Raw genomic sequence first — 12,176 nt, 5'->3', positions numbered from 1 at the left:
GACATCGCGTTTATCCTCACTTCTTTAGTTATTTATCATTTATTATTAAGGCAGGTTTATGCAACCCACCGATTCAAAAACGTCTACAACCTCTGATGTTACGCCAGCAACGAGCGAGACCCAAACGATTACTATTCCGCCTAATAAGAAAAAATCTAAACCCTCATCAAAGACACGCCGCCGTCTAAAGGATGCAGAACCTCTGCCCTTCACCATTGATGGTTTGTCGCATGATGGTCGCGGCGTTGCCGTTTATGGTAATGGTTTTGGTATAGACGATGGCCATATCGAAGACAAACATGGCAAAAAAATCTTTGTAAGCTTTGCATTGCCAGGTGAAAGTGCCTTGGTCAAAATAACCAATAGCCGTGCCAGCTTTGAAGAAGGCGAGGCTGTCAGTATTACTGCCAATCCAAATTCTGAACGTGCCGTACCGCCCTGCCCACATTTTGGGGTGTGTGGTGGCTGTAATTTGCAACACTGGCAGCCAGACGGTCAAATCAACTTTAAGCAATCTGTACTGGCTGAAATGCTGATACACCAAGCCAATGTCACGCCTGATAACTGGCTCGCTCCAGTGGTTGGTGATCGTCTTGGTTATCGTACCAAAGCACGATTGGGTGTGCGTTATGTCACCAAAAAAGAAACCGCGCTTGTCGGTTTTCGTGAGCGCTCAAGTAACTTTTTGGCAGAATTAAATGAGTGTCATATTTTAGATCCAAGAATTGGTTTTGAGATTGAAAACTTAAAAACACTGATTAGTACGCTAGAGAGTCGTAATAAGATTGCTCAGCTTGAGTTGGCCATGGGTGAGGAAATGCCTGAGCTGCCAGATGGCAATCAGCCCGTTGCCCTTATCGTACGCAACTTGGAGCCGTTATCAGACGCTGATATAGAAAAGCTAAAAGTATTTTTTGCCGCACGCAACTGGCAGCTATATTTGCAGTCTAAGGGTGCGGACAGTATCCAGCGTATTGCATTGACTGCAGATGATGACATGAGCCAGCAATTTGGTCGTTTATATTACCAATTGCCAGAATACGATTTGACTTTCGAGTTTATCCCGACAGATTTTACCCAAGTGAACCTGTCCGTTAATCGTCAAATGACCAAGCTTGCTTGCGATTTGTTAGACTTAAAAGCAGGTGAACGCGTACTTGATTTATTCAGTGGTCTAGGCAACTTTAGCTTGCCACTTGCGCGCCTCGTTGGTGAGACAGGTTCTGTGGTTGGTGTTGAAGGCAGCGAAGCGATGACCGCACGTGCAGCCGATAACGCACGTCGTAATGGCATCAATAATACAGAATTTTATAGCCAAGATTTGACGCAAGACTGTACTGATAAACCTTGGGCAAATCAGGGCTTTGATGCGCTATTGATCGACCCGCCGCGTTCTGGTGCTTGGGAAATTATGCAGTACTTGCCGAAATTTAACGCTGAGCGAATCGTTTATGTCTCTTGCAACCCTGCAACCCTCGCCCGTGATACAAAAGCATTGTTAGAGCAAGGCTATCGTCTGACTCATGCTGGCGTAATGGACATGTTCTGTCATACCGGTCATGTTGAGTCCATCGCTCGTTTTGAAAAAGTAGCGGTGTAATTCAATTTACGGTTAAGTGAGCGGTTCAGAGCGTTAAATAGCCATACTGCATGTCACTGAGCTTGATTCAAAATTTGAGTCAAGCGGTGGCAAAAAATGATGGTTATTTATCCTGATTAACCGCAGACATTACATAGCCTCGCTTGATTTGTCTCTTTAAAGTGAGATAATAGTAAACAGTATTCCTAGGCTGGTTTTTTCCATTCTTGTGAACGTTTGCACTCATAGCTTTATATATTTTACGCGCATTTTATGACTGCTAAAAAACAGATTTTTTAGCAGTTATATTGGTTTATAGCTGATACTTTATGAATCGTAAGTTCAACGTGTGTGCATAGTAGATGAGGTTATAATCAATTCAAAATAGCTAAGAGGAGTCGGCTATGGTAAAAATTCGTGAAGGATTACCGCTGGTGGATGGACAGACCACCCAAGCCGATAGTGCAGCACTTGCCGCTCAACTGGTCGCGAGCCAACGCTCGCACCAGTCTGCCAATAGCTATGCCCAAATCCCCCTCGATATCAAATACCAGCTGTCCACTCATAAGCTACACACCACTTTTGATCGCTCAGCACTACATGCCTTTCATAGTCATGATCCAAAGCTTGAAAACGAATATTCTGATAACCCGCTTTTAGATAAAAATAATGCTCTGTCAGATAAAGAGCTCGAAGCGATTGATTTAGATCAAGTCAATATTGATGTTCCCACTTGGTTAGACAACGTCGCCAAACGTATCGGACAAGAGTCTGTACCTCACTTGAGTGCTGCTTGTGAATTTATTCGCAGTCATATGAATACTAGAGAGTCTGAGCGTTCAGGCGCTTATGTCACTGGTATTGGCATGACAGACATATTGACCTATCTCTACCAAGACGAAGACGCTCTTGTGGCTGCAATGCTCTATCGTAGTGCGCGAAAATCAATCATAAGCCTCGCTGATATCGAGAAAAAATTCGGTGCAGACATATCGACCCTAGTCAAAGACACCTTGGCAATGGGTAAGCTGTCTGAGATTATTGAAAGCAATAAGCGTCTAGAAGATCACTTCGTAAACAATCAGCGCGACCAGCTATCTAATATTTATAGCATGCTAATTTCCGTCACCAATGATGTACGCGTCGTGCTTATCAAATTGGCTGAGCGTACTTTTGCCATGCGCGAATTGACCTTTTCTAATGAAGAGCGACAGAATCGGGTGGCGCGTGAAGTCATGACTATTTATGCTCCACTAGCTCACCGCTTGGGCATCGCGCAACTTAAATGGGAGCTAGAAGACTTAGCCTTTCGCTACCTTGCGCCTGAACGCTATAAAGAGATTGCCAAACTGCTCTCCGAAAAACGCAGCGAACGCGAGTCCTATATTCAGCGTGTACAAGATAAGCTTAATGAAGCACTAGCAGAGGCTAATATCGAAGGTGAGGTCTCTGGACGAGTCAAGCATATCTACTCTATCTACCGAAAAATGAAGCTCAAAGGCTTATCGTTTGATCAGCTTTATGACATTCGCGCGCTGCGAGTATTGGTCACCAACCCATCAGACTGTTACCACGTGCTTGGATTGGTACATGGCTTGTGGCGATATATTCCTGAACAATTCGATGACTATATTACCAACCCCAAGTCCAATGGTTATCGCTCACTACATACGGCAGTCATTGCTGAAAACAAGTCACTGGAAGTACAAATTCGTACTCATGAAATGCATTTCGAAGCTGAGCTTGGTATGTGTGCTCATGTTAACTACAAAGAAGGTCTAAAGAATAAAAAAGATAATTATCTTAATCAAAGAATCAGCTCGCTGCGCCAACTGTTATCGATCAATAATGAAACCCGTAACCAACCTCGCTCATCTTTACTAACTGGTGAAGAAATAGAGGGTATGGAGTTTGACGAAGAAGAGCAACTCGTTGACTTTGACGAGCTCGAACGCATCTATATCTTTAGCCGTGATGGTGACATTACTGAACTGCCAAAAGGGGCAACCGTTCTTGATTTTGCTTATTATGTACATACACAAGTCGGTAATCGTGCCCAAGCTGCGCGAGTCAATCAGCGCTATGTACCATTAACCTATCAACTCAAAACGGGTGAACAAGTTGAAATTATCACCAAAGCATCACGTGAGCCCAACCGTGATTGGCTAGTTGCTTCACTTGGATACATTCATACCAACCGTGCACGTTCAAAATTGCGTCAATGGTTCAATAAGCAAGACCGTGATAAGAACATTGAAATTGGTCGTCAAATGCTCAGTAAAGAGCTTGAAAGACTATCGGTACATCCCAATAGCATCGATTTAAACGACTATATTCAGCATTTCCATGTCAATACGACTGATGATATTATCGTTGGCTTGGTCACAGGCGACATTGGTCTCAACCAACTCACCAGCCACATCTCCCGCCAGCTGCACCTAGAACCTGAAAGACCGCCAGAAAATTTTGCGCCAAGTATAGATGCTAGAGAGGCAGGCAAAATTGATGCTTATAAAATTCGTATCGATGGGCTGGATAATATAGAAATCAATCTAGCAGGCTGTTGCCACCCTGTGCATGGTGAGCCAATTGCTGGTTACATTACCTTATCACGAGGTGTCAGTGTCCATAATCGTGGTTGCCCTGAATATTCACGCTTGATTGAACGCGATCCTGAGCGCGAAATAGAGGCTTCGTGGCGGGTACAAGCTGGTCGTTATCAACCCGTTGATATTCACGTAGAAGCCTATGATAGACGCGGACTGTTGCGTGACTTGACGCAAATTATTGATAAAGAAAATGTCAATATTCGTCAAGTTGAGACGCTTAGTAATGATGATAACATTGCCTTTTTAAAATTTCATATTGAGGTTTCAGGATTGGCACACCTATCTAAGCTTTTAGCGAAACTAGAGCAGCAGCATGGTATCTTGCATGCTCGCCGCGCCGTCGCTTAGATATAAACTCATAAAGTATGTCCACTGAATCATAAGGTTATTATAAAAACATCATGCCTGAATTGCCTGAAGTAGAAACAACCAAAACCAGCCTTGCACCGTTATTAGGGCAACGCATTATCGATATAAAAGTTTTTCAGCCAAAGCTGCGTTGGGCGATGCCAGATGATTTAGATAGCTTGATTGATTACACGCTAGATAGCGTTGAGCGCCGCGCAAAATATTTAATTCTTAACTTTTTACCTTTATTACCCAATGATGATAGCGCTGCGGCTCAAACTGCTACGTTAGTACCGCGTCAACTTTTGGTTCATTTAGGTATGTCGGGCAGCCTGCAACAGCAAAGCTACGGTACTGAAAAGCGCAAGCATGATCATCTCATCATTGTTTTTAAGGGCGTTAATAATACAAAATCCCAACTACATTACTATGACCCAAGACGTTTTGGATCAGTGTTATGGCACAAAGATTATAGTGCTAAGCTATTAAATCATTTAGGTCCTGAACCATTATCAGATGAATTTACTGCAGACTACCTGTATCAATTTATTCAACGGTCAAACTTGCTTGATCACAGTGCTGATACTGTAGCAATTGGCAAAGCCAAACCAAAGAAGCAGCCCATTGCTCGCGCTATAAAATCAGTCATCATGGAACAACAGGTCGTCGTGGGTGTCGGTAATATCTATGCAACTGAAAGCCTATATTTATCAGCTATTCATCCAGCCACCCCCGCTCACCAACTGTCCTATGCTCAGATGATTATTTTGGTCGATCATATTAAAGTTATTTTACAAAAGGCGATAGCGCTTGGTGGCTCGACACTACGAGACTTCACCGTAGCAGATGGTCAAACCGGTTACTTCCAGCAGACATTAAATGTTTATGGTAGACAAGGGGAAACTTGTCCGCATTGTGATGCTGTGCTTGAGAATATCAAAATTAATGGTCGCGCCAGTGTATTCTGCCCCAACTGTCAGCCAATCCTTTAAATATTATCTGAAACTATCACTATCTGTTTCGCCTTAAGTACCAGAATAACTTAGGTATCAAGTCGTAGAATATGGCAGCACAATACTCTTTACCAAGTGTCTTATTATTTTGCACTAAGATTATTATATCGCGCGCCATTTTTGTTGCTTATTGACACACATCTTGCTTTAATAGTATGAGCACTTACATAAATAGTGCATAATGTTTATACATCTGTAATATATTTAGCTTACTTATCGTTGCGCATTGTTTATATAGGGAAATTGTCTCTGTGTGGAAATAGCAGCAGCTAATAATCATACCAATTATGAATTTTAGGACATCGTTATGACTGTTAAAGCCAAAAACCAACGCACAGTTAAGCAAAAAGCCTTTACTATAGCCGCAAGCTTAAGTTTAATGGCTGCTACTATGCATCCTGCCTTGGCAGCCATAGAAATTGATGAGACAGACTTTGGGCCTTCTTATGAGACAATGGTGGTTGATACTGTAGTGGGTAAACCTTTACAACTGGTCAGTGCCGTTGCTGGTACTGCCGCCTACCTAGTTAGTCTACCCTTCTCGCTTATCGGTGGTAATGCGGATCAGGCGCAGCAGAAACTTTTTGTTGAACCTTGGGATGCGATGGGACGTTGTTTAGGTTGTACTGTGGCTGAAGACAACTATTACAAATCACAAGTGACTAATGATAATGTTGTCCGTATTGTCGTTGATCAACCATCTGAGATTTTGATTAATACCAACGATTATGTCGTAGTTACACCATAGTCTTTATATTAACAGCTGGTTAAATGATACAACTGCGCTAAAGACAATGCATTTATAAAATATCCATAAAAAAGGCTAACGTCGTGTTAGCCTTTTTTGTGTTTTTAATCAAATCACCATATTTTATTTTGAAACAGTGTTGTTACTTAACTTAGCACTAATCTCACGAAGCAATTGCACCTCTTCTGAAGGTTGTTTTACCAACTCTTGCACTTCTTCTTTACGACGCATTTTATTAACCATTCTAACCATCATAAAAATAATGAATGCTAAAATTAAGAAATTAATCAGTACAGTAATGAAACTGCCATAGGCTAATACAGGAACGCCAGCTGCTTTGAGGGCATCATAGGTCATGGCAACACCTTCAGGCGCATCACCCAACACTAAGAACATGTTTTTGAAATTGATTTCGCCACCTGCTATGAAGGCCACTATTGGCATAATAATGTCTTCAACTAAGGACGTTGTGATAGTAGCAAATGCCCCACCGATAATGACACCGACCGCTAAGTCCATCACATTACCTTTTAGAGCGAATTCTTTAAACTCAGAAACCATACTCATTATTTTCTCCTCAAAATACCAATCTATAATCGAATAAGTATCTCAACAGTCGACCCAATCTTGAGCCTTAAGAGTAATAGTGAGAAACACTACTACTGTCAGTTATTCTGTCTATATTCTATGGAAATTACAACAAAAAAAAGCAGCATAAAATGAACCATATTCAGTTCACTCTATACTGCTAATTTTTTAGTTATCTTGATGCCTATTCTTAAATAATAATGGCATCAAATGCTTCTATAAAACATCAATCCAATAAATTACTCAGTAATTCATGGCTCAATATTAAGCACCTTTTTTACCACGGCCGTGACGCTTACGCTCACTTTCAGTCAAATAACGCTTACGCAGACGAATCGCCTTAGGTGTTACTTCAACCAATTCATCATCTTGAATGAATTCAAGCGCTTGCTCAAGTGTGAACTTGACTGCTGGAGTCAACGTCAATGCTTCATCAGTACCACTCGCACGAACGTTGGTTAACTGCTTAGCAGTCGTTGGATTAACAGCCATATCATCGTTACGTGAGTTAAGACCAACAATCATACCTTCGTAAACTTCAAGCTGTGGCTCAGCAAATAACTTACCGCGTTTTTGCAGGTTAAATAGCGCGAAACCTAAGCAAACACCCTTCGCCATAGAAACCAAGACACCATTCGAGCGACCACCAACATCACCGATCTTTTGTGGACCGTAATGTGAGAAGCTTGACGTCATGATACCAGTTCCTGAGGTCAACGTTAAGAACTCAGAACGGAAACCGATCAAACCACGGGCAGGCATCGTCGCTTCGATACGCATACGACCTTTACCATCAAGCTCCATATTGGTCATCTCGCCTTTACGCAAGCCAACCTGCTCCATGATAGAACCTTGATGCTCATCTTCAATATCAAAAACAACGTTTTCATACGGCTCTTGTAATTTACCATCCACTTCTTTGACGATAACTTCTGGGCCTGAAACACCCATCTCAAAACCTTCACGGCGCATGTTTTCAATCAATACAGACAGATGCAGCTCACCGCGACCTGATACTTTGAATTTATCAGGAGATTCTGTATCTTCTACACGTAATGCTACGTTATGAATCAATTCACGCTCAAGACGCTCACGGATATTACGCGAGGTCACAAACTTGCCATCACGACCAGCAAAAGGTGAGTTATTTACTTGGAAGTTCATAGAAACGGTAGGTTCATCAACCGTTAATGCTGGTAATGCTTCGACAGCACTAGGATCACAAATCGTATCTGAGATATTAAGCGAATCAATACCAGTAATACAAACGATGTCACCAGCTTGTGCATCTTCAACATCAATACGATCAAGACCATGATAACCCATAATTTTTAAAATACGGCCATTACGGGTATTGCCATTTTTGTCGATTACAGTTACTTGAGTATTGGTTTTGACTTTACCACGCTGAATACGACCAATGCCGATAACGCCAACAAAACTGTTGTAATCAAGGCTTGAGATTTGCATACGGAACGGTGCGTCAGCATCAACTTGAGGAGGCTGAACCACATCAACAATTGTTTTGAAAAGCGGTGTCATGTCATCAGCTAAATCGTCAGCTTCCAAACCTGCAATACCATTCAATGCTGAGGCATAAACAACTGGGAAATCAAGCTGTTCATCAGTTGCACCCAAGTTATCAAAAAGATCAAAGATTTGATCCATTACCCAGTCAGGGCGTGAGCCAGGACGGTCAATTTTATTGATGACAACGATAGGTTTTAGACCTTGTTCGAACGCTTTTTGCGTCACAAAACGGGTCTGTGGCATTGGGCCATCCACCGCATCAACGACTAGAAGCACGCAGTCAACCATAGACATTACACGCTCAACTTCACCACCAAAGTCGGCGTGACCTGGGGTGTCAACAATGTTGATACGATATTCAGTATCATCAGTCTTATCTGTCCAGCGGATGGCTGTATTTTTAGCCAAAATGGTAATACCACGTTCTTGCTCAATATCGCCTGAATCCATTGCACGTTCAGCAATGTTTGCACGGTCGCCAAAAGTACCAGACTGATGTAATAACTTATCAACCAAAGTTGTTTTACCGTGGTCAACGTGGGCAATAATTGCAATGTTACGCAGGTGTTTGATATCGTTCGCCATATAAAATGCTCGTTTCGTCTTAAAAAAATGCAGTAGCAATAAGCGCCGCTGGATAAACTTTTATCATCAACCAGATAGATATTGAGTACTTACTTTTGGAAGACTGCATAATAGATGCGGTTAATCAAATAATTTCAATATAATCAAGTATCTACACTGATAAATTCATCATACAGATAGCTATGCTAATGTACATTCTGTCAATTTACAGAATGTTTGGGCAGCTAGTATAACATTATTGCTTCACAAATTTATGTAATAACTTGCTTTTCTCAATCCATAAATAAAAAAAAGCCACCCATTAGGTGACTTTTTTTGTAACTATATATTTAGTAAAACAATTGATCCAATACTATTTACTGAACAACCATATCTTTAGTTTGTTCAACAGTCATTGTTTTGTCACCAGTGATGATGGCATAAACACGACGGTTCATAGCACGACCTTCTTCAGTATCGTTTGGAGCGATTGGTTGGTCATAACCATAGCCAACTGTTGATATACGGTTTGGAGCAATACCGAATTCATTAGTCAACATAGATTTAACAGCAACGGCACGGGCTTCAGATAAACGTTGGTTATAACGTGCTGAAGGACCAGTTTTAGAAGCATGACCTTCGATACGTGCTGTAGAGTTAGGATACTCGCGCATCTTTTCTGCTACTTTAGCGATTTCAGGTTGATACTGAGATTTGATCGTTGATTTATCGTTATCAAAGAATACACGTAGTTCCATTTTCAGCTCATCAGTAATATCTACTGGTACTGGGCAACCGCGCTCATCTACTACGACATTCATAGGAGTGCCTGGGCATGCATCGATGCTATCAGGTACGCCATCGCCATCAGAATCAAGATCAGATTCAACTACGACTACTGGAGTAGTATCGATAACTGGCTCTTGCATTGGTGGTACTGCTACTGTAGGTGCTAAATGGCCACCAAGTACAACTTCTAGACCGGCCAAAGCCATGCCTTCCCACCAGTTGTTATCAAAGTTATGAATCGCACGAGCTTCACCACGTAGGCTTAAAGCATCGTTGATACGATACATAGCACCTAGACCTAGGTTACCAATGGTATCTTTAGACTCTGCAACTTCAGTACCAGCTGATACAGGTTGACCTGCTGTAGTACCTTGCGCATTACCCGTCGCAACATATTGCTCTTGGTTCTCTACTTTAATCTTAGATTGACCAGCACCAACCAATACATATGGTTTGAATGCGCTATCAGTATAACCAGTAAATTCTTCAGTACCGATTAAGAAGTTACCAGAAAGCATGGTTTGTTCTACGTCAAAACGGTTAACACCAGCGTCTGCTGATCTTTCTGAAGCTTCGCCGTTTGCATTTGATACACCATACTCTACTTGGAACTGAGTAGAAGGAGTTAGCTCAATACCTAGTGCAGCACCAGTATATAGACTGCTTTCTTTAGCTACGCCACCGTTTAGATTTCCGTTACGACCATCAATTGGTTGTGATGGATTCTGACCATTCATATAAAGGTCTTTACCAGTCTTAAGGACTTCGCGTTGCTCGTCATGAGCTTCGCCAGTGTAATGATAACCTAGTAACAATGGGCTAATAGTTACGCCAGCATTAGCTGCTAAAGGTGCAGCTGCTACAGCAACCAGAGCTAGAGCAATTTTATTCAATTTCATGGACTTCCTCCAAAGGATAATTTGAGTGATGCATTAAGCAAAACCGCTTCTCAAGATGCTCTAAAATAGACATCTTTTACGAATTTTAAGTGACAAAGCAAAACCAATTAAGGAGTAGCTTAGCGATTATCAATTCAGTTTACAACTTTTTTCGTTAACGAGCTACACATTATTACACGATAATGTCGTAACTAAAACACAATAACCAGCTTAAGTTACCTAGAACTAACACACCTTACGCTTTTTATCTTTTGTATGTCAGTTCACAATAGATAGTAAACCTAACAGTATCTATTGTCTGGGCGTATTTTAGTACAGTTAGTATTTTTTCTCTATTATTAAAACCAGTCATTCACTAATTGAAACATTTTTTGACAGTAGACATATATTCTGTTTATATTATAGCACTCAACATTATTTCATACATCATAAATTTGATCATTACTCCAAAATTTCGCGCGCATATTGGCTCGATTTTACGCAATGATTGGATTGAATAACATTTAAAGAAGCGAGACTGTTTTATTGAACTAAACTACTTATTATAGGTAACAAGCCTCATGGCATTGCTGCATAAAACATTATCAAGTTATAAAAAGCTCTCAGCATTTATGTTATGGGTTTTTAATTCAAATAAGCACAGGCTAGCTCAAAGCCGATTGATTCTTTATGTGTATCACAGATATATAGTATATCTCTATAAAAGAGCACCTAATTCAAACAATAGAACAGACCCAAGCACTGTTAATAGAAATAACAAGGGTTTTACGCTGGTTGAACTTATCGTCACTGTATGTGTATTAGTAATTATAGTGATGATCGTAGCCCCAGTCATACGAACACAATTAGCACGTATGGAAGCCAAACGGATTCAAAGTCAGTTAGAGAATTCTCTTGCCTTAGCCAAGGCTGAGAGTTACATCAGAAGACAGAATGTGATTGTTTGCTTGTCTGATACTGGAGGGCGCTGCCATAGAGACAGCGATAAGACACTTTTGTTATTCATAGATAAAAATGACAATAATCACTTTGATGCTCAGGTAGATTCATTAGTCGTTCAGCAGTCTTTAAATCCTAAATACAGTAAGCTAAGTTTACGAGTTGGAAGTCGACGCCACTACACCAAATTTTGGGGTGATAGTGGCAAACCACGAGGACATTTTGGCCATATAAAATACTGTCCCATCGTTGCTTATAATGAAGCAATGTATCTAATATCATTTAACCAAGGAGGTATTATTAAACAAAAACTTAATGAAGATCATCCCACTGAATGTGACGAATAAAAAACTACCAACGACATAAATTACCACTCACATTTTTGATAGCTCTATAGATCTATATACATTGCTTCTTTCATCATAATGACGGCCTGCTCGAGTCCTACAAGTACAGCGCCTGCAATGAGTGCATGGCCAATATTCAACTCATAAATACCCTCAATTTGTGCGATAGCATTCACATTATCACGTGTCAGACCATGACTTGCGTTAATTAAGAGCTTATTAT

At 41.0% G+C, this 12,176-nt stretch carries 9 protein-coding genes; 5 read left to right on the top strand and 4 right to left on the bottom strand.

What is annotated here, in order from left to right; translation table 11 throughout:
- Nucleotides 1-58 precede the first annotated feature (58 nt).
- The 4 genes from rlmD (at nt 59) to JFC08_RS03020 (ending at nt 6,297) form a co-directional block, all read left to right on the top strand.
- A complete protein-coding gene (rlmD, locus tag JFC08_RS03035; RefSeq protein ID WP_198329656.1) occupies nt 59-1,600 on the top strand; it encodes a 23S rRNA (uracil(1939)-C(5))-methyltransferase RlmD in 1,542 nt (513 codons plus the stop codon).
- 383 nt (nt 1,601-1,983) lie between these two features.
- Complete coding sequence (locus JFC08_RS03030; protein WP_198329655.1) at nt 1,984-4,536, top strand: RelA/SpoT family protein; 2,553 nt, start codon at nt 1,984-1,986, stop codon at nt 4,534-4,536.
- 53 nt (nt 4,537-4,589) lie between these two features.
- Nucleotides 4,590-5,528, top strand: coding sequence for a bifunctional DNA-formamidopyrimidine glycosylase/DNA-(apurinic or apyrimidinic site) lyase (mutM, locus tag JFC08_RS03025; RefSeq protein ID WP_198329654.1), 939 nt, complete (start codon nt 4,590-4,592; stop codon nt 5,526-5,528).
- Nucleotides 5,529-5,856: 328 nt separating this feature from the next.
- Nucleotides 5,857-6,297, top strand: coding sequence for a hypothetical protein (locus JFC08_RS03020; protein ID WP_198329653.1), 441 nt, complete (start codon nt 5,857-5,859; stop codon nt 6,295-6,297).
- A 123-nt stretch (nt 6,298-6,420) separates the two neighbouring features.
- Here JFC08_RS03020 and mscL read toward each other — a convergent pair whose 3' ends face one another.
- From mscL to JFC08_RS03005, 3 genes are all read right to left on the bottom strand, one after another.
- Entirely contained in the window at nt 6,421-6,864 is a 444-nt protein-coding gene (gene mscL / locus JFC08_RS03015) for a large conductance mechanosensitive channel protein MscL (protein ID WP_193007711.1), read from the bottom strand.
- A 285-nt stretch (nt 6,865-7,149) separates the two neighbouring features.
- Nucleotides 7,150-9,000 carry a translational GTPase TypA gene (gene typA / locus JFC08_RS03010; RefSeq protein WP_055125731.1) on the bottom strand — a complete coding sequence of 617 codons (1,851 nt, stop codon included), beginning with the start codon at nt 8,998-9,000 and terminating at the stop codon, nt 7,150-7,152.
- A gap of 356 nt (nt 9,001-9,356) precedes the next feature.
- Complete coding sequence (locus tag JFC08_RS03005; protein WP_060490426.1) at nt 9,357-10,667, bottom strand: OmpA family protein; 1,311 nt, start codon at nt 10,665-10,667, stop codon at nt 9,357-9,359.
- 560 nt (nt 10,668-11,227) lie between these two features.
- On the opposite strand from JFC08_RS03005, the gene JFC08_RS03000 reads away from it, so the two are divergent.
- Nucleotides 11,228-11,953 carry a GspH/FimT family pseudopilin gene (locus JFC08_RS03000; RefSeq protein ID WP_227697618.1) on the top strand — a complete coding sequence of 242 codons (726 nt, stop codon included), beginning with the start codon at nt 11,228-11,230 and terminating at the stop codon, nt 11,951-11,953.
- A 44-nt stretch (nt 11,954-11,997) separates the two neighbouring features.
- Here JFC08_RS03000 and JFC08_RS13730 read toward each other — a convergent pair whose 3' ends face one another.
- Nucleotides 11,998-12,162, bottom strand: a complete 165-nt coding sequence (locus JFC08_RS13730; protein ID WP_420825205.1) for a pyridoxine 5'-phosphate synthase — start codon at nt 12,160-12,162, stop codon at nt 11,998-12,000.
- Between the last annotated feature and the right edge of the window lie 14 nt (nt 12,163-12,176).

The organism is Psychrobacter cibarius (assembly GCF_016107535.1).
GTDB classification, from domain to species: Bacteria; Pseudomonadota; Gammaproteobacteria; order Pseudomonadales; family Moraxellaceae; genus Psychrobacter; species Psychrobacter cibarius.
This window is presented reverse-complemented; position numbering and strand designations above follow the sequence as displayed.

What these genes read in the sequence shown, in the direction of transcription:
- typA (WP_055125731.1), bottom strand. Translation starts at nt 9,000, where the DNA reads ATGGCGAACGATATCAAACACCTGCGTAACATTGCAATTATTGCCCAC.
- JFC08_RS03030 (WP_198329655.1), top strand. Translation starts at nt 1,984, where the DNA reads ATGGTAAAAATTCGTGAAGGATTACCGCTGGTGGATGGACAGACCACC.
- mscL (WP_193007711.1), bottom strand. Translation starts at nt 6,864, where the DNA reads ATGAGTATGGTTTCTGAGTTTAAAGAATTCGCTCTAAAAGGTAATGTG.
- mutM (WP_198329654.1), top strand. Translation starts at nt 4,590, where the DNA reads ATGCCTGAATTGCCTGAAGTAGAAACAACCAAAACCAGCCTTGCACCG.
- JFC08_RS03005 (WP_060490426.1), bottom strand. Translation starts at nt 10,667, where the DNA reads ATGAAATTGAATAAAATTGCTCTAGCTCTGGTTGCTGTAGCAGCTGCA.
- rlmD (WP_198329656.1), top strand. Translation starts at nt 59, where the DNA reads ATGCAACCCACCGATTCAAAAACGTCTACAACCTCTGATGTTACGCCA.
- JFC08_RS03000 (WP_227697618.1), top strand. Translation starts at nt 11,228, where the DNA reads ATGGCATTGCTGCATAAAACATTATCAAGTTATAAAAAGCTCTCAGCA.
- JFC08_RS03020 (WP_198329653.1), top strand. Translation starts at nt 5,857, where the DNA reads ATGACTGTTAAAGCCAAAAACCAACGCACAGTTAAGCAAAAAGCCTTT.